At 43.0% G+C, this 23,268-nt stretch carries 20 protein-coding genes and 1 tRNA gene; 8 read left to right on the forward strand and 13 right to left on the reverse strand.

Annotated features, from left to right (window positions below; all coding sequences use genetic code 11):
• The first annotated feature begins 128 nt into the window (after positions 1 to 128).
• The 3 genes from mutS to MusilaSJ_RS26990 all read left to right on the forward strand — a co-directional run bounded on the left by mutS (position 129) and on the right by MusilaSJ_RS26990 (position 3,661).
• Positions 129 to 2,738: a DNA mismatch repair protein MutS gene (gene mutS / locus MusilaSJ_RS26980; protein ID WP_274987843.1), complete on the forward strand. Its 2,610-nt coding sequence runs from the start codon at positions 129 to 131 to the stop codon at positions 2,736 to 2,738.
• A gap of 106 nt (positions 2,739 to 2,844) precedes the next feature.
• A complete protein-coding gene (locus MusilaSJ_RS26985) occupies positions 2,845 to 3,411 on the forward strand; it encodes a C40 family peptidase (protein ID WP_274987844.1) in 567 nt (188 codons plus the stop codon).
• A gap of 121 nt (positions 3,412 to 3,532) precedes the next feature.
• Positions 3,533 to 3,661 (forward strand): hypothetical protein, encoded by a 129-nt coding sequence (locus tag MusilaSJ_RS26990; RefSeq protein WP_274987845.1) that lies wholly within the window; start codon positions 3,533 to 3,535, stop codon positions 3,659 to 3,661.
• Here the strand turns inward: MusilaSJ_RS26990 and MusilaSJ_RS26995 are convergent.
• On the reverse strand, positions 3,648 to 5,558 hold the full coding sequence (locus tag MusilaSJ_RS26995) for a DUF3858 domain-containing protein (RefSeq protein WP_274987846.1): 1,911 nt from the start codon (positions 5,556 to 5,558) through the stop codon (positions 3,648 to 3,650). The two genes, MusilaSJ_RS26990 and MusilaSJ_RS26995, sit on opposite strands and share 14 nt — an antisense overlap.
• Positions 5,558 to 7,528, reverse strand: a complete 1,971-nt coding sequence (locus MusilaSJ_RS27000; RefSeq protein WP_274987847.1) for a DUF3858 domain-containing protein — start codon at positions 7,526 to 7,528, stop codon at positions 5,558 to 5,560. Before MusilaSJ_RS27000 ends, MusilaSJ_RS26995 begins: the two co-directional genes overlap by 1 nt.
• A gap of 125 nt (positions 7,529 to 7,653) precedes the next feature.
• Between MusilaSJ_RS27000 and MusilaSJ_RS27005 the strand changes: the two genes are divergently transcribed.
• The gene (locus MusilaSJ_RS27005) at positions 7,654 to 8,679 is read left to right on the forward strand and encodes a 3'-5' exonuclease (protein WP_274987848.1); all 1,026 of its coding nucleotides are present in this window, start codon (positions 7,654 to 7,656) and stop codon (positions 8,677 to 8,679) included.
• Positions 8,680 to 8,852: 173 nt separating this feature from the next.
• On the opposite strand, the gene queG is transcribed toward MusilaSJ_RS27005, so the two are convergent.
• Positions 8,853 to 9,791 carry a tRNA epoxyqueuosine(34) reductase QueG gene (queG, locus tag MusilaSJ_RS27010; RefSeq protein WP_274987849.1) on the reverse strand — a complete coding sequence of 313 codons (939 nt, stop codon included), beginning with the start codon at positions 9,789 to 9,791 and terminating at the stop codon, positions 8,853 to 8,855.
• Positions 9,792 to 9,971: 180 nt separating this feature from the next.
• On the opposite strand from queG, the gene MusilaSJ_RS27015 reads away from it, so the two are divergent.
• Entirely contained in the window at positions 9,972 to 10,340 is a 369-nt protein-coding gene (locus tag MusilaSJ_RS27015) for a SpoIIAA family protein (RefSeq protein ID WP_274987850.1), read from the forward strand.
• A 9-nt stretch (positions 10,341 to 10,349) separates the two neighbouring features.
• Positions 10,350 to 10,538, forward strand: a complete 189-nt coding sequence (locus MusilaSJ_RS27020) for a hypothetical protein (protein ID WP_274987851.1) — start codon at positions 10,350 to 10,352, stop codon at positions 10,536 to 10,538.
• 134 nt (positions 10,539 to 10,672) lie between these two features.
• Here MusilaSJ_RS27020 and MusilaSJ_RS27025 read toward each other — a convergent pair whose 3' ends face one another.
• The 10 genes from MusilaSJ_RS27025 to MusilaSJ_RS27070 all read right to left on the reverse strand — a co-directional run bounded on the left by MusilaSJ_RS27025 (position 10,673) and on the right by MusilaSJ_RS27070 (position 20,837).
• Positions 10,673 to 11,560: a polysaccharide deacetylase family protein gene (locus MusilaSJ_RS27025; RefSeq protein WP_274987852.1), complete on the reverse strand. Its 888-nt coding sequence runs from the start codon at positions 11,558 to 11,560 to the stop codon at positions 10,673 to 10,675.
• Between the two features lie 200 nt (positions 11,561 to 11,760).
• Positions 11,761 to 12,963 carry a Gfo/Idh/MocA family protein gene (locus MusilaSJ_RS27030; RefSeq protein ID WP_274987853.1) on the reverse strand — a complete coding sequence of 401 codons (1,203 nt, stop codon included), beginning with the start codon at positions 12,961 to 12,963 and terminating at the stop codon, positions 11,761 to 11,763.
• Between the two features lie 26 nt (positions 12,964 to 12,989).
• Entirely contained in the window at positions 12,990 to 14,012 is a 1,023-nt protein-coding gene (ruvB, locus tag MusilaSJ_RS27035) for a Holliday junction branch migration DNA helicase RuvB (protein ID WP_274987854.1), read from the reverse strand.
• 101 nt (positions 14,013 to 14,113) lie between these two features.
• Complete coding sequence (locus MusilaSJ_RS27040) at positions 14,114 to 14,845, reverse strand: polyprenol monophosphomannose synthase (RefSeq protein ID WP_274987855.1); 732 nt, start codon at positions 14,843 to 14,845, stop codon at positions 14,114 to 14,116.
• A 115-nt stretch (positions 14,846 to 14,960) separates the two neighbouring features.
• Positions 14,961 to 16,445 (reverse strand): POT-type proton-dependent oligopeptide transporter, encoded by a 1,485-nt coding sequence (locus MusilaSJ_RS27045; protein WP_274987856.1) that lies wholly within the window; start codon positions 16,443 to 16,445, stop codon positions 14,961 to 14,963.
• Between the two features lie 119 nt (positions 16,446 to 16,564).
• Positions 16,565 to 17,491, reverse strand: coding sequence for a hypothetical protein (locus tag MusilaSJ_RS27050; RefSeq protein WP_274987857.1), 927 nt, complete (start codon positions 17,489 to 17,491; stop codon positions 16,565 to 16,567).
• Positions 17,492 to 17,837: 346 nt separating this feature from the next.
• Positions 17,838 to 19,016 (reverse strand): acetyl-CoA C-acyltransferase, encoded by a 1,179-nt coding sequence (locus tag MusilaSJ_RS27055; protein ID WP_274987858.1) that lies wholly within the window; start codon positions 19,014 to 19,016, stop codon positions 17,838 to 17,840.
• A 256-nt stretch (positions 19,017 to 19,272) separates the two neighbouring features.
• On the reverse strand, positions 19,273 to 19,446 hold the full coding sequence (locus MusilaSJ_RS27060) for a type II toxin-antitoxin system antitoxin (protein WP_274987859.1): 174 nt from the start codon (positions 19,444 to 19,446) through the stop codon (positions 19,273 to 19,275).
• Between the two features lies 1 nt (position 19,447).
• Positions 19,448 to 19,975, reverse strand: a complete 528-nt coding sequence (locus tag MusilaSJ_RS27065) for a hypothetical protein (RefSeq protein ID WP_274987860.1) — start codon at positions 19,973 to 19,975, stop codon at positions 19,448 to 19,450.
• 4 nt (positions 19,976 to 19,979) lie between these two features.
• Positions 19,980 to 20,837, reverse strand: coding sequence for an SPFH domain-containing protein (locus MusilaSJ_RS27070; RefSeq protein ID WP_090526686.1), 858 nt, complete (start codon positions 20,835 to 20,837; stop codon positions 19,980 to 19,982).
• 114 nt (positions 20,838 to 20,951) lie between these two features.
• On the opposite strand from MusilaSJ_RS27070, the gene MusilaSJ_RS27075 reads away from it, so the two are divergent.
• Both MusilaSJ_RS27075 and MusilaSJ_RS27080 read left to right on the forward strand, forming a co-directional pair.
• Complete coding sequence (locus MusilaSJ_RS27075) at positions 20,952 to 23,021, forward strand: HD family phosphohydrolase (protein WP_274987861.1); 2,070 nt, start codon at positions 20,952 to 20,954, stop codon at positions 23,019 to 23,021.
• Positions 23,022 to 23,105: 84 nt separating this feature from the next.
• A tRNA-Ser gene (locus MusilaSJ_RS27080) sits at positions 23,106 to 23,192 on the forward strand.
• Positions 23,193 to 23,268 lie beyond the last annotated feature (76 nt).

Here is a 23,268-nt window from a genome sequence, read left to right on the forward strand (position 1 = left end):
GGATACGATTAATCAGTGCGGCAGGTACACTTATTTGCTACATATCCACACTCCCCCAACTTTTCAACAATGCCCTAAAACACCTGCCAATGCATTAACTTTACCCGATTAACAGAAGGAGTAACCGCTTGGCTAAAGATACTACCAAAGAAACCCCCTTAATGCAGCAATATAATGCTATCAAAGTAAAGTACCCCGGTGCTTTGCTGCTGTTTAGGGTGGGCGATTTTTATGAAACATTTGGCGAAGACGCCGTAAAGGCTGCCGGTATTTTGGGCATCGTGCTTACCCGCCGGGCAAACGGCGCCGCTACACATATTGAGCTTGCCGGTTTTCCGCACCATTCGCTGGATACTTACCTGCCTAAGCTGGTACGCGCAGGGCAGCGTGTAGCCATCTGCGATCAGCTGGAAGATCCCAAAACTACCAAAACCATTGTTAAGCGTGGCGTAACCGAACTGGTTACACCCGGCGTGGCCACCAATGATAACATCCTGCAGCAAAAAAGCAATAACTACCTGGCTTCGCTGCATTTTGAAAAAAATACAATAGGCATTGCCCTGATTGATATTTCGACCGGCGAGTTCATGACCGCCCAGGGCAACAGCGATTATATTGATAAGCTGCTGCAAAGTTTTTCGCCCAGCGAGGTGATCTATCCTAAAAGCCGTACACGCGATTTTAAGGATACTTATGGCGACCGCTTTTATACCTATGCTCTTGACGAATGGCCTTACAGCGGCGATTATGCAAATGAAACGCTTCTCAAGCATTTCGGAGTTAAATCGCTCAAAGGTTTTGGTATCGATAAACTAAATTTAGGTATCATAGCTGCCGGTGTCGCTATTCATTATTTGAACGAAACAGAACACCGCAACCTGGGCCATATTTCGGCCATCAGCAGGATAGAAGAAGACAGGTACCTATGGCTCGACAGGTTCAGTATTCGCAACCTGGAGCTGGTTGGCTCGGCTAACGAAAACGCCATGACGCTGGTTGATGTGCTTGATCATACCTGTTCGCCCATGGGCGCGCGTTTGCTGCGCCGCTGGATTGTGATGCCGCTGAAGCAGATCAAGGCTATTAACGATCGTTTAGGCGTGGTTGAATACCTGATAGAAAATGAAGAGTTAAGAGAAGAACTGCTCCAATACCTGCGCCAGATAGGTGATTTGGAGAGGCTCATCTCAAAAATAGGTTTACAAAAAGCTAATCCGCGCGAGGTTTGCCAGTTAAAAAAGGCCCTCACCGCCATAGCTCAAATTAAACGTATTGCGGAATCATCACAAAGTGCTCCGCTGCGGGCTATAGGTGAGCAGCTTAACCCCTGTGCACTGATTTGCGAAAAGATAGAACGTGAATTGAACCCCGAGCCGCCGGTGATGCTGGTAAAAGGCTCTGTAATGAACGAGGGGATTAATGAAGAGCTTGACAGGCTGCGTAAGATCGCCTTTGGCGGTAAAGGTTACCTGCTCGAGATCCAGAAACGTGAAGCTGAGTTAACCGGCATCCCGTCACTTAAAGTGTCGTTCAATAACGTATTTGGTTACTACCTGGAGGTTACCCACGCCCATAGGGATAAAGTACCCTCCGAATGGATCCGTAAGCAAACGCTGGTTAATGCCGAGCGTTATATCACGCCCGAGCTTAAAGAATATGAAGAACAGATTTTAGGCGCCGAAGAAAAGATCCTGGCGCTTGAAACACAATTATATAATGACCTGCTGTATTCACTGGCCGAATATATTAAGCCAATCCAGTTGAATGCCCAACTGATAGCCCGTTTGGATGTGCTGCTCAACTTTGCAACCATCTCCATTAAAAACTACTACGTTAAGCCCGAAATTAATGAAAGTAAGGTACTTGACATTAAGGGCGGTCGCCACCCTGTTATTGAAAAGAACCTGCCAATAGGCGAGGAGTACATCACCAACAGCGTTTATCTCGATTCAGAAACCCAGCAGATCATCATTATTACCGGCCCTAATATGGCGGGTAAGTCGGCTTTATTAAGGCAAACAGGCTTGATAGTACTGATGGCCCAAATGGGCTGTTTTGTGCCGGCTAAAGCTGCGTCAATAGGCCTGGTTGATAAGATCTTTACAAGGGTAGGAGCTTCGGATAACCTTTCATCCGGAGAATCAACCTTTATGGTGGAGATGAATGAAACGGCAAGCATCCTCAATAATCTGAGCGACAGAAGCCTGATCCTGTTGGATGAGATCGGTCGCGGAACATCAACGTATGATGGTATTTCGATTGCCTGGTCCATTGCCGAATACCTGCATAACCATCCAACAGCGAGGGCTAAAACCCTGTTTGCTACACATTATCATGAGCTTAACGAGCTGAGCAACTCATTTAACCGGGTTAAAAATTTTAACGTATCGGTAAAAGAAGTAGGCCAGCAGATCATCTTTTTACGTAAGCTGGTACCGGGTGGCAGCGAACACAGCTTCGGGATCCACGTAGCTAAACTGGCCGGGATGCCCTCAAAAGTGCTAAGCCGTGCCAACGAGATCCTAAAGAAGCTGGAAAACGAACGTACCGGCGGCGAACATATTAAAGAGAGTATCCGCAAGGTGCAGAAACAAGCTGTACAAATGCAGATGTTTTCGATAGATGACCCTGTACTGGTAAAGATCCGTGATACGTTGAATAACCTTGATGTAAATACTTTGACCCCGGTTGAGGCACTTATGAAACTGGATGAGATCCAAAGGGTGGTGAAGAGTTGATTTGTAAGACGGCGAGTCCGGACATCGGACTTACCGACTCTACCCCATGTTAATATGTTAAAAACATCTGTATCTTCTCAATAAAGTTTAAAGTTAATTTTACTTTATGAGCATATATCTGCGCCGTAGTTTTTATTTGTTTTTATTTTTCCTTTCCCCTTTTATATTAAGCTCATGTCATTCGCGCAAGGCCGCTATGCGCGGCCAGCCGGGTGAAGTGGTTAACCCTTCGCCTGATATCGCCTCAAAATACTCCGAAATTATGGGGGTAGACAGGGGGGAGATCCAAAACGGCCGTCTTTATGCTTTCATTGATCAATGGATGGGAACGCCCTATAGATTTGGCGGGCTTGATAAAGATGGTATTGATTGCTCCGGCTTGGCATTTCTGCTGGAACAACAGGTTTATGGCATCACCATTCCCCGCATGACCAGCAAGCAGATCTCCGTCATCAAACGAAAATATGAAGATGAGCTAAAGGAAGGCGACCTGGTATTTTTTGATTTCGATGGCAAGCAGTTTAGCCATGTTGGTGTTTACCTGCAAAATGGATATGTTGTGCATGCCAGCTCGCGCCGTGGAGTGATCATCGTAAAACTACACGATCCCTCGCTGTACAAATACTTTTCAAGGGCCGGTTCTATTGAAAATGTACCTACGAGCATGAATTAAGTAACACAAATTTTTGAAGGATTTTTGCGAATTACACCAATATCAAGCTGAAATCGCCTTCGTGTAATTCGTTAAAATTTGAGCTAATTTGTGCATTTATTTTCAATAATTTTGCACCATCATGGCCGACAAAAAAAACGATTACTCTTTCTGGACTAAGTACAAGCGTTTTGCAGGCACCGAGATTATGCTTTATGTGATCATGGTGCTTGGCATTATCCTCGGTATCGTAATATTTAGTTACCTTTAACTAAGGTAACGTTGTCATTATCCACATCAGCAATTGACTGATAAAAGTCGACCAGTTCCTGATAGGTATCCTTGTTGTAAGTGCCATCAATAAGTTGCAGCTTGCGGCTGTATACCAGCTTATCTCCATTTACCGTTGCGCTTGATTCAAACTTTCCGAAAGGTTTTTCAATACTTACTTTTTTGGGGCGCATATCAACCTTATATCCTGCAGGTAGGGTATAGGTAATTTCATCTTCATTGGTGTAACCCCTGTTAATGTAAACATCGTTACGGCGGTTGCGCACCTCGCGCAGCACAGTGCTTATCCTATTAACCGGATTGGCCAGAAATACAATTTTTCCATCGGTTACTGATCCATAGTCACGTGCGGAGATCTTCAGGTTTTCGGTTGTATAGGGTCGGTCGTTTTTAAACTGTTTCAGGTCGGCGCTTTCAATATTCAGGTTATTAATGGGGTATATTCTTTTGAGATCTTTTATTTGCTCCGTTTTTGATTCGTAGATCACATGCTCGCGATCGTCGTAATCGGCCCCTTTGAAATTGGTTATTATTGATCCTGTAAGTTCGCCCTCCGGAGATATTGAAAGGTTAGCCTGACGTTGCTCCAAATTAGCTTGTGACGTGTATTTAGGTGTATGAATCAATTTACCTCCTTCCGGTGTACAGGCTAAAACAATACGGTCATCGGTAAAGTCGCCTAAAAAGCCGAAAGGATAGTTTTGATTGGTACATTCTAAAAAGGTAGTATCACTTTTAAAAGGCAGGCATAAAATAACATGATTGCCCTGATCCATGCTTGCAAAATCAGGAAGCATTCCTACTTTAGCACTTCCCGATTCAACTACGCAATAATATGAATCAATATCAACTGCTTTAAACAATGCCTGGGTATAGTTAACCAAAGCCTTACAATCCCCATAGTTTTGCTCGTCCACATCTGATGCGGGGAAGGGTTGAAATCCGCCAATGCCAATCGAAATATTGATGTAATGCGTTTTGCCCTGCATATATTCATAGATTTTACGGGCTTTTTGCTTAGGATCGGAAACATCACTGGTAAGCTCTTTCATACGGGCAACAGTTTGTGGCGATAACTGCTGCCTGCCTATATTAAGCTTATTATATTGCCATAATCCAAGCTCACGCCAGTTGGTAAACGAACCGTTTATACCGCCATAGCTGAAATTTTCGGGGGCAATTTTAACGTAGACTAAGTTTGCGGTGCGAAGTGGGCTGTAAGGTTCATATCTGACAGCTTTTAAATTGCTCACCTGCCATTTATATGTTTTTAATCCGTCTTTATTGGTGCCAATAACCATCTTTGATGGAACGTTTACCTCTTTATACCTGATTTTAAAATCGGGCTTACAGATAAATGTGTATGAACTTTTTTCGACGGCTACACCGGTTGACGGATTTGGCTCCCAATCTTTAAACACCAGTGTTTGTTTCGATTTTACATCATATTCGTAGCTTACAGTATAGGGATAGTCGGTTGTCATTGGACGATAGTGTTTGATTTTAACATCGCTAAAGAGGCTGAAACCATCATGTTCGCTAACATCATCAAAATCACTTTCGCTAAATTTGCTAACCGGCTTTCCGTATTGGTTGTAAATGATCCCCTTAACATCTTTTATAACACGGTTTTTGCTGTGCCAGATGCTGATCTCCCCATCATCATCTCCGTTTTTATTTAGAACTGTAACAGCCATCTTTACATGTAGCCAGGTATTGTCAAGGTCTTTTACCTCGGTGGTTATCTCTTCATTTCGCACAACGGAGCTGGCATAAGGCAAAAGGTCTTTTGAAATGAGTGATACGTCATAGTTTTCCTGTGCTTTTACACAGGTTACCGCCGAAAATATAAAAAGGATAGTAAAAAATGCTTTCATTATTTTTTCTTGAAGATCATGTCTCCTTTTTCGGTTAGGATGATCTTGTTAAAAAATTCCTTCAGGTAGGGGTATTCGGCCGAATCGTAAACTGATTTATTGAGCTGCGTTATATTTGAAAAAGTGAAGGTATTGTCTTGTGTTTCAAAGGTTGTAGCAAACATGCCGCCTTTGTTGGGCAATGAATAGGTAACTACCTGCGGAGGTGCTTCAACAATATACTGCTGGGGCAGGTGCATTACTAATATCAGCCTCTTATCTGATGCAAAAGCCCAGTCAACAGGATAATCACGTTCGGCCAGTTTAAACGGATTGGTGGTGCGCTTTTCCCAAAGGAAGGGATTGAACGCTAATTTATCATGATTAAGGTTATCAAATGCGTCAATTTCAACCTCAAATTTTTCCCTTAACGGGTTGTCGAGACTGTCGAGGTTTGTAATTTCGTAATTCAATACCTTGAGTTTGGGCTGTTTCTCATCAAAATCCTCAACATACTCATCGATAGTATTGAATTTTTTGATGGCTTTGCGTTTTTCAAAAGCATCATAACCCTTGTAATAATTCACAATGGTACCTTTAAGCTTACCATTATCAAGCAAAGTAAGGTCGAGCGTACGGGTAGTGGCAGCTTTTTGCTGTGAAGTTAGCTCAACCCAGTACGATGGCTTATTGAGATTGATTACCCTGCCGCGGTCATTAATGCACTTGAGCGGCAGAAGCCCGAACGAAAGCAATGGATCGGTAGCATCCAGAAGGTAAGTTTTTTCGCCAATAGTTAGCCGGGCAATTACATAATTAAAATCGGTTAATACCGGATAAAGCGTATTAACCATTCCATGTTCGCGGGTTGAAAGTAAAACCGCTTCGGCATTTAAGCCAGCTGCGCTCAATGCGGTAACCAGCGTTAAGTTGATATCGGCAATACTGCCGGTGTGAGTATCAAGGGCTTTCTTAATACCTTCGTTACTTTCTATGCCGATATAATCGTTCCATTTTAACTGTTTTTGTACCCAATTGTAGATGGTTTCAGCTTTATCCAGATCATCCGTTTTACCCGCAATAACAGGGGCTATGCGTTCTTTAAGCAAGCTGGTCCGTTTTAACTGGGAGCCAAATCCGTCTGATATTTTTAACTGGCGGTCAACGTCACTCCATTCCTTGCTTATAACACTTTTAACGTTGGTATAAGGGTTTGTCCATTCAACCAGTTCGAAAAATATAGCCGACAGGAAATTTTTTCGCGCTGTCATGTAATCTTCTTCAACAAAGGCCGGGATATCTTTCATGGCATAAGTAATGTGCGAGCAATCGGCTTTAGAGCCTCCGGATGAGAAGCATTCGCGTTCAACTTCCGAAGTGCTTTTAGTGAGTTTCAGTGCTCCGCGCAATGAAGCGTTAAAGTTCCAAAAGCCCGGGATATGTACTTCATATTGAGAGTATACTTTAGGAACATCATCCTGGAAATTCCATCCATGAAATAAATCCCAATACGGCGATACAACCTCGTATTTATATTCAATGACACAGCCTGGGCGTAAGGCAGGTAGTACAAATTTTACTGTACTGCCATACTTATAATCTTTTACGGTATAAACTTTTTTGGTGTCCAGTTCGGCCTGTTGAATTATGCCGTTATCATCTTTGTAATAAGTTGTTCCGCTAATGTTTTGAACTTCTTCATAACTATTATCGCCGTTATGGATGGGAATTGCAATAGTACCTTTGTTAAGGCCTTCTTTACTGAAGATCTTTATTTTGGCATGATAGGTAAATACCATTCTTATATGGTCGCTGACTTCGTCAATCCTGGTTTTGCCAAATTCGTTTAGAAAAACGGCGTTGGCCTGCGGATCTTTATCATATTTAACCATATCAATTTCCGGTCCTTCCATACCGGTTTCAAAGTCCTGGGCCGACGCAAGGTGTGATAAGCCAATGAAAATCAAAAGAATAAGAAGAAATCTGTTCATACAAATTGTGATAATTAGGGATAATCAAATTAAATAATAAATTGGTATATTAAATAAATTAAAAAATTTATTCTGCTAATTAATTTTAGGACATTTGCGACCTTTGCATCTCTGAACACTTACAAATGAAATTAAATTTAAAACGCCCCCTGGCTTTCTTTGATCTTGAAACAACAGGTACCAATATCGGTGCCGACCGTATAGTTGAAATATCTGTTATCAAGCTTAACCCTGGTGGCAGCGAGGAAGTGAAAACGTGGCGTGTTCACCCGGGCATTCCTATCCCTCTCGAGTCATCACTGGTGCATGGCATTTATGATGAGCATATACTGAACGAAAAGCAATTTAAAGAACTTGGCCAGGATATTGCCGATTTTATTGCCGATAGTGATTTGGCCGGATATAACTCAAATAAGTTCGACATCCCGATGCTCATGGAAGAGTTTTTACGCGCCGGGGTATCATTTAGTTTAGATGAGCGCCATTTTGTTGATGTGCAAAATATATTCCACCAAATGGAACAGCGTACCTTAAAGGCTGCTTACCAGTTTTACTGTAATAAAGTAATTGAAAATGCACATTCGGCCGAGGCTGATACCCGCGCCACCATGGAGGTTTTACTGGCGCAGATTGAGCGTTATGAAAACGTAGAATGGGAGGATAAAAAAGGTAATAAAATAATCCCTGTTGTTGGCGATGTTGAAGCGCTGCACGCGTTTACCAACCTAAGTAAACCGGTTGATTTTGCCGGCCGTATGGTTTACAATGAACAGGGTGAGGAGTTGATCAACTTTGGCAAACATAAAGGCAAGCGTGTTGAAGACGTGTTGAACGCCGAGCCAAGTTATTACTCATGGATGATGCAGGGTGATTTTCCGCTTTATACCAAGCGTAAGCTTGAAGAGATTTATACGCGCTGGAACGCCAAAAAAGCAGCAGAACGTCAAGCCAATAAAGCTGCCCAGTCAAAGCCGGCAGATCAACAGCTTGCTGCTCCTAAACCTGAGTATCAAAAAAAAGAATATACCAAGCCTGACCATACTAAAAACCAGCAGTATCAAAACAAACCTTTTAAAAAGAAGGATGAACCGGCCCAACCGGTTAATGATGATATGTTGGCCCAGTTAGCCCTGAAGTTTAAAAAGGGATAAATATTCTGAATCAGAATTTTCAGAATTAAAAGATTTTCAGAATTCTTATACTGAAAACCCTTGCAGTTATTTATGCGAGGGTTTTTTGTTGATAATAATTTGAAACTTAAGCTTCATGGATTCGTTCAGCTTTAACCTTTAACCTTTAACCTTTAACCTTTAACCTTTAACCTTTAACCTTTAACCTTTAAAAAGTCGATATTTCGTTTCAACCCGCTGAATTTTGTACGCTTAACGGCCGAGTTTTTGAATACTTTTTGAAAAATATCCTGGGTAATGTCCTGCCAGTCGGCAGTTTTTAGGTGCAGCAAATCTGGGTGGGGGATAAAGGCCGGTTCGGTATTCAACGCCGAGAAGCGGTTCCAGGGGCAAACATCCTGGCAAACGTCACAGCCAAACATCCAGTTATCCATTTTACCTTTAAACTCCTGCGGAATTTCATTTTTAAGCTCGATGGTTAAATAGGAGATGCAGCGGCTGCCATCAACCACATATGGGCCAACTATGGCATCGGTAGGGCAGGCGTCGATACAATTGGTGCAGGTGCCGCAATGATCGGCTGTGGGGGCTATATCGTATTCCAGTTCAAGGTCAATGATCAGTTCGGCCAGGAAAAAGAACGAGCCGGCTTTTTTGTTGAGCAGGTTGCTGTTTTTGCCAATCCAGCCCATTCCTGCTTTACGTGCCCATGCCTTATCAAGTACCGGGGCCGAATCAACAAACGCACGGCCGCCTACTTCACCAATTTTTTCATTAATGATTTGTAGTAATAGCCTCAGCTTATCTTTAATCACCGTGTGGTAGTCAATTCCATAAGCGTATTTAGAGATTTTGGGCGATAGCGGATCATCCTGTTGCTGATCGGTATAGTAATTTATACCAAGTGATATAACCGACTTTGCACCATCGACAAGGAGACGCGGGTCAAGGCGTTTATCAAAGTGGTTCTCCATGTACGCCATTTCGCCATGCATGTTTTTATTAAGCCAGGCTTCAAGGTGGGGGGCTTCGTCTTCCAAAAAATCAGCCCTGGCAATGCCGCAAAACAAAAAGCCAAGCTTTTGTGCCTCGTTTTTAATGAGTTGACTATATGTGGTTTTGTTTTGCTGCATTTGTGCAAAGATAGTGTAAAATTGAAATTGCTATGTGCCTGGTAATATTCTTCAATACTTTTTATCAAACTTGATGTACTTGCACCGGGACATTATTCGTTATTATTATTTACGCTGTTTGCTATAAATTGACTATTGGTGCAGTTTTTGTATCTGATTAAAAAAACAGGGATTTATAGCATGCTTGAGCATATAAGATACTTGCCCCCGCATGTGTTAGGAATGCATGCGGTTGGCCATGTTACTATTGGCGATTATGAAAAGGCATTACGGCCATTGCTTGAGCAGCAGGTGAAACAAACCGGGCGGATAAACTTTTTATTGATACTGGAAACTAAAATTAAAAACTTTACAGCGGGTGCCTGGTGCGGCAACATCGGACTTGGTCTTAAGTATTTTACCCGTTGGAACAAAGTTGCCGTAGTGACCGATCAGGACGGGGTACGTGAGTTTAGCCACCTGTTTAAATATATTTTGCCGGGCAAGTTTGCAGGTTACAAACTTGAGGAATTGGACGAGGCTTTAAGATGGGTAACAGGAATTAAATAAATAACCATTATGGAAACAATACATAAACCAGCAGTTGTGAATAATGATGATTCAGACCTGCACAATGATGAGTTGGGTGAAAATACCGGTGATGATACCATAATAGCCGAAATGGTTCACTTAAAGGCCGATGAAAAAGACATCGGTAGTATGCCATCATCAAACAAAGGACAAGGGCCGGCGGGGGAGGATTTGTAGACCCAGGCTCCTAAAGGGGAGCCGTTGATCAGCAAATCGTGTTTCAATATATTGATAACAAAAACGCCTGACTTTTTTGAGTCAGGCGTTTTTGTTTAAGCGTTTCCAAACCTTCAGCCTTTATGAGGCCGGGGTTAAAAGCTATTTCTGATACTGTTGCTTAAAGTTTTAGCGCTCCAGTAGCCGCTGTCAAGGATACGGCGAACAGTCATCAGTGGATCAGATTGATCGCGTTTATCGGCTAACTGGAAAGCCATTTTAAATCCGCGTTTCCTGAGCTCAGGTAGGGCGGCTTTGTTCCAGATACCAAACGGATAAGCAAAGTAATCCATCTTTTTGCCGGTGATCTCTTCCAATGTTTTGGTCGGTTTTTCAATTTGGGTAACCCAATCGTCAACCGGGCGATTGGTTATTTTACCATTTTTACCGATGATCTTAAGGGTAGAGGTATGGGAGTAGCGGTCAACACGGTGGTGGTCCCAGGTGTGGCTGGCGATAACATTACCTTCGGCAGATAGTTGTTTTACCTGCTCTTTGGTCATATAATGCGGGCGGCCCAACGACACGGTCATTACAAAATAAACCGCTTTAAAACCGTACTTTTTGAGCGTAGGGTTGGCGATGGTGAACTGGTCAAGATCGGTATCATCAAACGTAAGCATGATAGGTTTTTTAGGCAGCGGTGCACCTTTGGTGAGGTATGCATAAAGCTGATCGGGCAGTATGGTATGATAACCGCTGTCGGCCAGCATTTTAATGTGTTCTTTAAAAGCAGCAACCTGTACGATATAGTCCTTCGCATTTTTTGAATCGGTAGGCTTCCAGTCGCGGATCTGGTGATAGCAAAGGATAGGTACCTGTTTGCGGGCTAAAATGGCGGCAGCATCGCCCTGAGAAGCTACATTAGCAGCCGGGGCTTCAGCAACCGGGGCAACAGTAGTTGATTTATCCGATGGTTTTGACTGGCATGAAACAGCGCCGAAAGCACAAATAGCCAGCATGGCTAACGTTTGTTTTATCATATTATAGGTTTGTTTGTTTTAATTCATTTTTAAACGGCCACTAAATTAGTAATTATATAACACCCTATCTTTTATTGTAAATAAATTTAATTATCAATTTAAGAATGGGAGTATTAGAGCTGCTAAAATAAAAAGCCCTGCAACATATTTCCTAATGGAAAAACTATTGCAGGGTTGTAATTTATGGCGTTAATTTCAGTTTAGAGCACGATGCGTCGGCCTTCTTTTATTGAACGTTTAGCCGCATCCAGGATCTGCATCACAATCATATTGTATTTTAATGACGAACGGTCATCCGGGTGTTTGAGCGGGTTTTGCAGCGCGGCGGTAAAATAAGCTACCGGAGCGTCGGCAGGTGATACCAGGGGGGGGGCTTTATAACCTCTTACGTGGTTGTTAATTTTTACTTCGACGCTATCCTTGTCGAAGGCATGAATATAACCCTTAGCACCGAAAATCTCCATATCCTTGATGCTGAAAGGCCAGTTCCATGAGGCTTCAATTTGCCCGGTGGCATTGGCGTATTCAACTAATACGGTGGCATCATCTTCAACCTTCGGATATACGTTTGGTTTATAATGCCTTGCGATGGCGGTTACTGCTATCGGGCGCTGGCCTTTCATTAGCCAGGTCATCAAATCAGCGCCATAGCAACCAAAATCATTCAGGGCGCCTGCACCGTTTAGTACGGGATCTGTTAACCAGCTCAAAAAGTCTTCGCTGCAGCCAATTTCGCGTGGCCCCTGGTGCCCGTCATGCACCACCATTTTACGGATCAAACCTATGCTGTCCTGCTTAATGGTATTATAAGCATCCTGGAAGGATGGGTACCAGGTAGTTTCATAATTGGTTAATACTTTGACGTAGTATTTAAGGGCCAGAAACTCCATACGTTTAGCCTGTTCAAGGGTGGCGGCCAATGGTTTTTCAACCATTACAGAAATACCTAAGGGGGCGCAGGTCTCCACAATATCAACATGTTTGCCAACGGCGTTATAACCCAACACAATAGCAGGTTTACGGGTGGTGCACATTTTCCTTAGATCGTCAAAAAATAAGGAATCGGGCAGGTTATATGCTTTGCCAAATTTTTCCCAAAGCTTTTTATCAGGTTCGGCAATGCCTACAATATTTACGTTTCCTTTGCGGTACTCACTTAATATGAGGTGGATATGGTCATGGTTTAAGCCCATAATACCCACTTTTAGTGTCGGTACGGGCTTGTGCATCACCGGTATGGTGTCTTTTTTTGCCTTGTTAACTGAATCGGTAGGTGCCGTAACCGAAGGGGCAGGGGCTGGTGCTGTACCCGGTGGCGGTGGTGTTGTTTGTGCCGATGCAATAGTTATGCAGCTTAAAAAGAGCATAGTTGTAGTGAGCAGTAGTTTTAAATTGGTTTTCATGATTGGTGACGATGTATACGTTTATCTCAAAATAAGGATGGATTTCCTCCCAGCTTTATCTTTCCTAAATGTTTGTAGGCTGCTTCAGTAGCTTCACGGCCGCGGGCTGTACGCATTAAAAAGCCTTCCTGTATTAAGAACGGTTCGTAAACCTCTTCAATTGTGCCCTCGTCTTCACCAACTGCCGTTGCAACGGTTTTTAACCCTACAGGACCGCCTTTAAACTTATCAATAATGGTAAGCAGGATCTTGTTGTCCATTTCGTCCAGTCCGTGACTATCTACATTTAAAGCATTCAACGCATACTGGGCAATCTCCGTATCAATTTTGCCATTCCCTTTGATCTGTGCAAAATCACGCGTGCGGCGAAGTAATGCATTGGCAATACGCGGGGTACCACGGCTACGGCGGGCAATTTCATAAGCACCATCATCAGTAATAGGTGTTTTTAGTATCGATGCCGAACGCAATACTATGGTGGTAAGCAGTTTGGCATCGTAATATTCCAGGCGCGAGTTGATACCAAACCTGGCCCTTAAAGGTGCGGTAAGCAAGCCGGAACGGGTAGTTGCGCCTACCAGGGTGAACGGGTTAAGCGAAATTTGTACCGAACGGGCATTGGGGCCGCTCTCCAGCATAATATCTATCTTAAAATCCTCCATGGCCGAGTAAAGGTATTCTTCAACCAGCGGACTTAAGCGGTGAATTTCATCAATAAAAAGAATATCCCCGGTTTCAAGATTGGTAAGCAAACCCGCCAAATCGCCGGGTTTATCTAAAACAGGGCCGGAAGTGATCTTAATACCTACACCCATTTCATTGGCGATGATATGGGATAGGGTAGTTTTACCCAAACCTGGTGGACCGTGGAGCAGCACATGATCAAGCGCTTCACCGCGCTGACGGGCAGCTTGTACAAAGATCTTTAAATTGGCTAATATTTTATGCTGACCGGTAAAGTCTTCAAATTGCTGCGGGCGCAATACTTTTTCAATATCACGTTCGGCCGGACTGAGACGTTCGCGTTCAGGGTCAAGATGCTCATTCATTGCCAACGAAATTAGTAATTTTTGGGGATATGAGATGTTAGATTTGAGATGTGAGACAAACTTTTTACCTGATATTAAATCTCATGTCTCAAATCTCATATCTAACCCTCCGGGTATTTCCTGAAAATGCTGTTGATTTTCATCTGGATCACTCCTAAAAATGCTTCGCGGAAAATACGCGTCGACATTTTGGAGGTACCGGCAGTGCGGTCGGTAAATATAATAGGGACTTCTACCAGCTTAAAGCCATGTTTAATGGTAGTATATTTCATCTCGATCTGGAAAGCATAGCCTACAAATTTGATTTTATCCAATCTTACGGTTTCAAGCACTCTGCGTTTGTAACACATAAAACCGGCGGTTGAATCCTGGATTTTCATACCGGTTATAAAACGTACATAAACCGAAGCGAAATAACTCATCAGTACCCTGCTCATCGGCCAGTTTACCACATTTACACCAGTTACATAACGTGAGCCTATGGCTGCATCGGCACCATCAATGCAGGCTTGCCTCAATTTCAACAGATCATCCGGATTATGTGAAAAATCAGCATCCATCTCAAAAATATAGTCGTAGTGGCGGGCTATGCACCATTTAAAACCATGTATATAGGCTGTGCCCAATCCCTGTTTACCTGCACGCTCTTCTATAAAAAGGCTACCCTCATATTCAGTCTGCAAACTTTTTACTATCTGCGGCGTACCGTCGGGTGATCCGTCGTCAATGATCAGGATATGAAAATCATGAGGCAAGGAAAATACCTTGCGGATCATCCGCTCGATATTTTCTTTCTCGTTATACGTGGGTATAATTACTATGCTATCGGGCACTGAATCGTATTTTGAAAATGATGTAAATGTTTAAGGTGCGAAAATAATCAATTTACAGAGCATCAAAACAAAAAAACAGGAAAGCTTGCGCGATCCTGCAATTTCAAGTAATATTTTATAGATTATGAGTGTCGGCAATGACCTGGTTTTCCACGTAAGGGTCGGTAATGTAATTTCTTTCTTTAAGGCGTGGAGAAACAATCATGAATATGATAATGAACACACTGATGAAAGCTACAAAAAACCATTCGTAATTGGCACCCTTAAGATTTTCAGCCCACCAGCCACCGTCTTCAATAAGGCCATTTACAAGGGCGGTGATCAGGTTTCCAAATGAAACAACCAGGAACCAAATTCCCGACATGGTACTTTTCATTGATTTTGGAGAATGGGTATAAGCGTATTCCAAACCGGTAATTGATACCAACACTTCCGCAGCTGATAATATTAAAAAGGCCAGCACTTGCCACCACATTGAGGGAGAGCCACCATGATCAATACTTACATGTGTAAAACCGATAACCACAAACGATAAAGCCGTCAAAATCAAGCCCGCACCAAGCCTTCGTAATGGTGTTGTTTTTAATCCGATCTTATCTAAATTCGGATAAACAATATAGTTGAAGAATGGAATAAATAATAAAAGGAAAACGGTATTAAATGTAGACATTGAACCTGGTTCTATCTGGAATGAAGTGAAACCAAGATTGATGTTTCGGTTCATTTTTGCAGCATAAAGTGTCCATTCTGAAAGGCACTGGTCCCAAACAGCCCAAAACGCCAGGGCAAAAAAGAACACGGAAATTACCCGGTATACCGCTTTAACTCCTTCAACGCGCTCCGGATCGTAATTTTCTTTAGCAATATCAAGTAATGACTGGCCAGGTTTCTTTTTACTTAGATGGGTAAGCGCGTACCAGGTAATAAACACGAGGTTATTCCGGTTTACGCCCTGAGGAGGCACCTTTACATACTTTTTGCGCCCCATAAAAAATATCAGGGTTGCCAATGCCATCAAAATACCGGGAACACCAAAAGCCCATTTAGGACCGTAATATTTGTAAATAACAGGGATAGCTATCGTTGATAACATAGAACCTGAATTGATGCTAAAGTAAAACCAGCCGTAAACTTTTGAGAGCAAATCCTGGTTGCTGGCATCAAACTGATCGCCGACATTAGCCGAAACGCACGATTTGATACCCCCTGCACCAATCGCTACCACCAGCATGCCTATTTCAAAGCCACTAAGGCTGGTATCAAACATGGCCAGCAACAGGTGTCCAAAGCAATACACCACGGAAATATATAGGATAAGCTTGTATTTACCGGTAAACCAATCGGCCACCATGCCGCCCACAAATGGCAAAGCGTAGGCCACCATAACAAATAAGTGATTCAGTTTATTGGCATGGGCATCGGCCTGTTGAGCCAACGCGGCACTACCTGTGGGGTTAAAAAATTGTTTTACCAAAAAAAGGGTAAGTATCGAACGCATGCCATAAAAGCTAAAACGTTCGGCAGCCTCGTTCCCGATAATATAGGGGATACTTTTGGGGAATCTTGATTTTTTTGTGGTGGTTGCAGAGATTTCTTGCATTATCATCAATAGTTTTTGCTAAAGTAATATATTTCTATTAATCCGAAATTTAATACTGAAAGTGTTACACGTTATATAATAAATATTTTGGTTTTTTTGGTGGTTCCGTGGTTTTATTCTTAATGTTTAACGGGGATAAGACTGCGGTCTTTAGCGGCCTGCTTTTTGGGGTCAACGTATTCATTGTCAATGGCCGAATTAGTACCGTCGGAAATGTTGCGCATGTCAAGGTTTTCTATATAAGTCCAGCGGCCATCTTTTAATTGGTAGCCATCGTAACTCAAATCGGGGCCAAAGGTTTCAGGTTTGTCTTTGCTCCGGCCATCTGGTGCCGAAAGATGGTCAAAAACAATAATGTTTTTCTCGGGTACAAATCTTAACAGCATAGATACCTGCCGGGCATATTCAAATATCACCCGGTTGCGGGTTTTGCCATTGCCGTTAAACACGGGCATGCCAAACTGCGGCACGCCATTGTTAAAAGAAATTACATCGATCACTTTTTTAGTAGATTTTACTGTGTTCCCTTTCCAGCCTAATAATACATAATATGGTTTGGGGCCATATACAGGCAATATTTTATAATATTGAGCACCATACCATTTATGGCTGTCGGTTACCGAATCTTCTGGGTTTTTCAATAAGGGCGAATAATCTTCGAGCGGATACATTTTGAGCGGCCCGCCGGTATTTATTTGAACAGTGCCATAAAAGCGATAACTGCCATCGAGGTTTGTTACATGCCAGCTCAGGATGCGAAAACGGTTATCGGGAGAGTTGACAATGCTGATACTTTTAACCGAATCAAAAGGGAACAGGAATGAGTTATTGACCTTCAGCGCCTGTACCAGTGTTTTAATAAACTGATAATTGGCATTTTTACGCTCCATGTCGTTCTCATTATTTACTATTTTTTTTCCGAGATGGGTAAGGCTATCCTGGTATTCGTTAAGTTTTTTGAGCCTTGTACCTTCGTCATAGTATTGCGCAAAAGTTTGCATGCAAAGCAGTATGGAAAGGAGAGTTAGGGCAGCTTTTTTTGTCACGATTTTGATTAATTAAACTCATTTCTTACGTCATTGTGAGGGACGAAACAATTAGCACCTTCTGGGAAAGATGCAGAGATGGCTAATTGCTTCAATCTTATAATGACGTGATCATAAATTGTTGATTGTTAAATATATTTTTTTTGATCGATATGATAAATATGGGCGTTGCCTGCGGCCTGTGCTATCCGCTCATACTGCACAGGCATTAGCCACCAGGCCGGTATCCGCTTCTATCACTAACGCGGGGCCCGCGCATCAACGTTTAAATGTATTTTATACATCATTATGATCCTTTCCGGGATTCCCCTCGGTGGTTCCTCGCAATGATGATGTGTTTTTATTATTAACGTAAATTTTCGATAACCATTGCGCTGGCACCGCCACCACCGTTACAGATACCGGCAGCGCCATATTTGCCGTTGTTTTGCTTTAATACGTGTAAAAGGGTAACAATGATTCGTGCACCCGAAGCGCCGAGAGGGTGGCCTAATGAAACAGCACCGCCGTTAACGTTTACTTTTTCCGGGTCGAGGTTCAAAAGCTGGTTGTTGGCTATTGATACTACAGAGAAGGCTTCATTGATCTCAAAGAAGTCGATATCGGAATTTTGAAGGCCCGCCCTGTGCAGTGCCAGCGGAATGGCTTTTGACGGTGCGGTAGTAAACCATTCGGGTGCCTGCTGTGCATCGGCGTAGGAAACCACCTTAGCCAATGGGGTTATACCGAGTTCATCCGCTTTTTTGCGGCTCATAAGCACTACAGCTGCGGCACCATCATTCAGGGTCGAGGCGTTGGCGGCCGTAACGGTACCATCTTTTTTAAATACGGGTTTTAATGAGGGGATCTTGTCAAACTTAACTGTTTTGGGTTCCTCATCTTCGGCGAACATCGTGATATCGCCTTTTTTGTCTTTAAGGCCAACAGGAGTTATTTCATCTTTAAATTTTCCGTCTGCCTGTGCTTTTTGGGCACGCTGGTATGATAGGATGGCATATGCATCCTGTTCCTCCCGACTGATGTTGCAGTCGGTAGCGCAAAGTTCGGCTGCTGAGCCCATGTGATAGTCGTTATAAACATCCCAAAGACCGTCTTTTACCAAACCGTCAATGATTTGCCCGTTACCTAAACGGTAGCCGTTGCGGGCCTTATCCAGGTAATAGGGTACGTTGCTCATGCTTTCCATGCCGCCGGCAACAACAATATCGTTTTGCCCTATGGCTATGCTTTGGGCGCCTAACATAATGGCTTTCATACCCGATGCACAAACTTTATTAACGGTTGTTGCGGGCAAATAGGGGAGCCCGGCAAAAATAGCTGCCTGTGTTGCCGGCGCCTGCCCAACATTAGCCGACATTACATTGCCCATATAAATTTCCTGAACCTGTTCGGGCCGTAACCCCGCTTTTTCAACTGCCGATTTGATGACTGCCGCGCCCAACTGTGTGGTGCCGATAGCAGCCAGGCTGCCTCCAAAACTACCTATAGGTGTGCGCGTAGCCGCTACTATTACTACTTCTTTCATGTGTCCCTCATTAAAATTGGTGGGCAAATTTAGTGATTTGGATGAAAGAAAATACTATGCATGCATAATAAAATTAGTTGCAGTTTTTTAGTGGCAGTAGCAGGTTTTAAATCAGTTGACAGTTTTTAGTTTGCAGTTGGCATTTTTTGATTACGTAAAATTAAGGCTTCTGTAGCGGGACATTAATTTATACTTAGGTGCAAACCATAAACAGCAAACAGTTGCTACCTACTGCTACTATAAACTGCTACTGCGACTAATCACTATCTTCCTTTTTCTTTTTAACTCCTTTTTTACGCGCAAGCAGGGCTTGTTGCATGAGGTATTCGATCTGGCCGTTGGTGCTCCTGAATTCTTCGGCAGCCCAGCTCTCAATCTCCTTCAGCATGTTGGGGTTAATGCGTAATACAAATGCTTTTTTTTCGGCCATATCAACTTGCGGCCGCTGCCTGGGCCTGTTTTAACAAAACTAAATTTATGCCCAGTAACGCCAGTAAAGGGAGTTCTGGTACTTTTTTGATCATATCGAGGTCCATTTTTACAATAAAAGGATTTTTCCGGCTCCATATTTTGGTTTCTACATTCAGGATATCGCCCAATTGCTCGTTTACCCAGGTGCAGGTGCGTGAAAGGATCTTTTTATTATAAAAGGTAGCCATGAGCCCATTGTTTAATTCGAGCGTTATCTTACGGCTCCAGATCTCTGGTGTCACCAAGCCTGTTTCCATGCCATCAGGCTGCTCAATAACAAGTTTTCGGCCTATCCAATTCTTGCGTTTTACTATCCAGTTTCCATTCGCTGTTTCGAGTAAGCAAGCGCGTTTTAAAGCTCCGGTATAGGTAAGCTTACCATAGCTAAACTGCCCGTCGGTAAGTTCGTACCATGGTCGCCAAAAACCATGCCTCAATACTGGTAATTCCGACACGCGGAGCTGATCAAAGCTTCTGAATTGGTCCATGGTATTAATGGTATAAAGTACCGGTATTAACAACAGGGTTAACTGCTTTATCACCGCAAAGTACAACCAGAAGATTGCTTACCATGGCTGCCTTGCGTTCCTCGTCAAGCTCAACTATGTTTTTTTCGGATAGCTTGTTCAGTGCCATTTCAACCATGCCAACGGCACCTTCAACTATCAGCTTACGAGCAGCTATTATGGCCGATGCCTGCTGTACCTGCAGCATAGAATGTGCAATTTCGGGAGCGTAGGCCAAATGCGAGATGCGGGCTTCTAATACTTCAATGCCGGCGCGGTCAAGCCTTTCGTTCAATTCCTTCTCGAGCATGGAGCTTACCTGTTCGGCGCCACCGCGCAGGGTAATGGCTGCAGTTTCATCCTCCAGGTTATCATAAGGAAACGAGTTAGCCAGGTGCCTTACCGCGGCTTCGCTTTGGATGTTTACGTATTGGATATAGTTTTCAACCGCAAATACGGCAGCTGCGGTATCTTTGATCTGCCATACTATAACCGCCGCAATTTCAATGGGATTGCCAATGCTGTCGTTTACTTTCAGTTGCTGGCCGTTAAGGTTAAAGGCCCTTAATGATACTTTTCTTTTTACGGTGAAAGGGTTCACCCAAAAAAAGCCGTCTTTTTTTACAGTACCCAGGTACTTGCCGAAAAGGGTAAGTACTTTTGATTCGTTAGGATTAACGACAACAAGTCCCGGGAGCAGAAAAACGAAGCCGATGATGGCTAACATAGCGCCGATAGGTTCTTCACCCGCCCAAAAGCAAAGGGCAGCTATTACCAATAATGCAAGGAATACAATAAGCACAGCAAAGCCGGATGGCGGGTTGATGGTTTTTTCAGGATTCATGATTCAGATTGATTTTAAAGTGATATCACAAAGATATCAAATTTGTTTTTGCAAAAGCAAGAAAAACTGCATATAACAGAAACTTATATTATTTTTGGCAGGTTAATCATTTAAATGGCAAAACTATCCACTTCGCGCCAAAAGGCTTTACTGCGCAAATACGCCCGTAATGTTAAGTTTTTGATGATGCTGATTAGTATCGTGCTTATTGTTTACTTTTTACCGAAGCAGGCAAAATTTAGCTACGAGCACGAAAAGGGGAGGATCTGGAACCAGAAAGACCTGGTATCGCCCTATAATTTCGCTATATTAAAAACACCGCAGGAAATCATGGCCGACCAAAAATCGGCACTGGAAAGCATAACGCCAATTTACCAGCTGGACGCAGGGATGCAAAACCAGCAGATTGAAGGTTTTAAAGCCGACCTGGAAATTAAATGGCACAATGCCGGTATCAATGACAAACTTAAGTCAAAGTATATTGCTGTCGGTACCGATTTATTGACAGAAATTTACCAAACAGGGGTTTTTAAGCCCAATGCTAAATATCAGCAAAGCTCCGAGAATTACCCCATACGGATCCTGGACAAGAATGTTGCCACTGATAAAAACACCAGCGAACTGTTTACCAAAGAAAAAGCGCAGGCTTATTCTGATAAGGTATTGAGCAAGCATACTGATTTAGATAAAGCCTTCCTGCTCGATGTGATCAGTAACCGCCTCCAAAATAACCTCGCTTATGATAATAACCTTACTTCGAGGCTGGAGAAGGAAGTTATAGATGGCCTTTCGGTAACACGCGGAATGGTGCAAAAAGGGGAGGTGATAGTTTACAAAGGCTCGGTAGTTAATGACGATGTTTATCAAAAACTTGAATCATTTAAAAAAGCTTTTGAGGATAACGCCCGTGTTAACGGTAACAGAAACTTAGTGCTCTTAGGTCAATTTTTCCTGGTGGCTATAGCCATATCGCTGCTCATGATCTTCCTGTATCTTTTCCGTAAGGATATTTACGCCGATAACAGGTTGGTAAGTTTGATATTACTGGTAATTACTACCATGCTGGCCACTTTATCATTGGCTATAAAACTGCAGTTCCCGACTAATTTGTATTATATTCCTTATTGTATAGTACCTATTATTATTCGGATATTGTTTGATACCCGTTTGGCGCTTAATATCCATTTGCTGGTGGTGCTGATAGCCGGCTTCTTTGTGCCCAACAGCTTTGAGTTTGCCTATTATGAGATTACGGCGGGTATGGTGTCCATCTACAGTATTAAAAACCTGGTTCGCCGCGAACAGTTCCTGATCTCGGCAGTGATCATCATCTTTACCTACTTCGTGGCATTTTTGGGGATTACCTTTATTCGCGAGGGTGATTTCCTGAACATCGACTGGATGGACTTTTTGCCTTTTGTAGTTAGTGTACTGCTTACCCTGCTGGCTTACCCGCTCATTTATTTATTCGAGAAGGTTTTTGCCATCACTTCCGAAATTACGCTCATCGAACTAACCAATACCAATGCGCCATTGCTGCGCGAACTGGCTTTTAACGCCCCGGGCACTTTTCAGCATTCGCTGCAGGTAGCTAACCTGGCCGAAAACGCTATTTATGCAGTTGGCGGCAATGCCTTGCTGGTTAGGGCGGGGGCGCTTTATCATGATATTGGCAAAATGGAGAACCCTTTGTTCTTTATCGAAAACCAAAGTTCGGGCTTTAACCCGCATGATAAACTGCCTTATGAAGAAAGTGCCCAAATCATTATCCGCCACGTGAGCAGGGGTATTGAGATGGCACGCAAGGCCAACCTGCCCGAGGTTGTGATTGATTTTATCCGTACCCATCATGGCAATACCCGCGTGGATTATTTTTACCAGTCGTCACTGAAAAATTTTCCCGAAAAATTCATCAACGAAAACATTTTTCGCTATCCCGGCCCCATTCCTTTTACCAAAGAAGGTGCCGTTTTAATGCTTGCCGACTCGGTTGAGGCCGCTTCGCGCTCGTTAAAGGAGCCCGATGAAGAATCCATCAGTGTACTGGTAGATCGTATTGTGAAATACAAGCTTGATCAAAACCAGTTGAAAGACAGTAATATAACTTTAAAAGATATTGAAACTATTAAGGCTATTTTTAAGCGGATGCTGATGAGTATTTATCACGTAAGGATAGATTATTAAAAAATGTAATTTTTTTTTGCAGGGATACTTGAATTACTATATTTGCAGTCCCTGAAAAAAGGGATATAGTTTAAAAAACAAAACGGAGAGATGCCTGAGAGGCCGAAAGGAACAGTTTGCTAAACTGTCGTACTGGAAACGGTACCGAGGGTTCGAATCCCTCTCTCTCCGCAACACGAGATTTTATCAAAATCATCATAGGGCTTCTCATCAATGAGCAGCCCTAATTGTTTTAGTTCACACATCG

The organism is Mucilaginibacter sp. SJ, assembly GCF_028993635.1.
Taxonomy (GTDB): domain Bacteria; phylum Bacteroidota; class Bacteroidia; order Sphingobacteriales; family Sphingobacteriaceae; genus Mucilaginibacter.

Excerpts from the sequence above, each read along its gene's own strand:
- MusilaSJ_RS26985 (WP_274987844.1), top strand. The coding sequence starts at position 2,845 with ATGAGCATATATCTGCGCCGTAGTTTTTATTTGTTTTTATTTTTCCTT.
- MusilaSJ_RS26990 (WP_274987845.1), top strand. The coding sequence starts at position 3,533 with ATGGCCGACAAAAAAAACGATTACTCTTTCTGGACTAAGTACAAGCGT.
- MusilaSJ_RS26995 (WP_274987846.1), bottom strand. The coding sequence starts at position 5,558 with ATGAAAGCATTTTTTACTATCCTTTTTATATTTTCGGCGGTAACCTGT.
- MusilaSJ_RS27000 (WP_274987847.1), bottom strand. The coding sequence starts at position 7,528 with ATGAACAGATTTCTTCTTATTCTTTTGATTTTCATTGGCTTATCACAC.
- MusilaSJ_RS27005 (WP_274987848.1), top strand. The coding sequence starts at position 7,654 with ATGAAATTAAATTTAAAACGCCCCCTGGCTTTCTTTGATCTTGAAACA.
- queG (WP_274987849.1), bottom strand. The coding sequence starts at position 9,791 with ATGCAGCAAAACAAAACCACATATAGTCAACTCATTAAAAACGAGGCA.
- MusilaSJ_RS27015 (WP_274987850.1), top strand. The coding sequence starts at position 9,972 with ATGCTTGAGCATATAAGATACTTGCCCCCGCATGTGTTAGGAATGCAT.
- MusilaSJ_RS27020 (WP_274987851.1), top strand. The coding sequence starts at position 10,350 with ATGGAAACAATACATAAACCAGCAGTTGTGAATAATGATGATTCAGAC.
- MusilaSJ_RS27025 (WP_274987852.1), bottom strand. The coding sequence starts at position 11,560 with ATGATAAAACAAACGTTAGCCATGCTGGCTATTTGTGCTTTCGGCGCT.
- MusilaSJ_RS27030 (WP_274987853.1), bottom strand. The coding sequence starts at position 12,963 with ATGAAAACCAATTTAAAACTACTGCTCACTACAACTATGCTCTTTTTA.
- ruvB (WP_274987854.1), bottom strand. The coding sequence starts at position 14,012 with ATGAATGAGCATCTTGACCCTGAACGCGAACGTCTCAGTCCGGCCGAA.
- MusilaSJ_RS27045 (WP_274987856.1), bottom strand. The coding sequence starts at position 16,445 with ATGCAAGAAATCTCTGCAACCACCACAAAAAAATCAAGATTCCCCAAA.
- MusilaSJ_RS27055 (WP_274987858.1), bottom strand. The coding sequence starts at position 19,016 with ATGAAAGAAGTAGTAATAGTAGCGGCTACGCGCACACCTATAGGTAGT.
- MusilaSJ_RS27060 (WP_274987859.1), bottom strand. The coding sequence starts at position 19,446 with ATGGCCGAAAAAAAAGCATTTGTATTACGCATTAACCCCAACATGCTG.
- MusilaSJ_RS27065 (WP_274987860.1), bottom strand. The coding sequence starts at position 19,975 with ATGGACCAATTCAGAAGCTTTGATCAGCTCCGCGTGTCGGAATTACCA.
- MusilaSJ_RS27070 (WP_090526686.1), bottom strand. The coding sequence starts at position 20,837 with ATGAATCCTGAAAAAACCATCAACCCGCCATCCGGCTTTGCTGTGCTT.
- MusilaSJ_RS27075 (WP_274987861.1), top strand. The coding sequence starts at position 20,952 with ATGGCAAAACTATCCACTTCGCGCCAAAAGGCTTTACTGCGCAAATAC.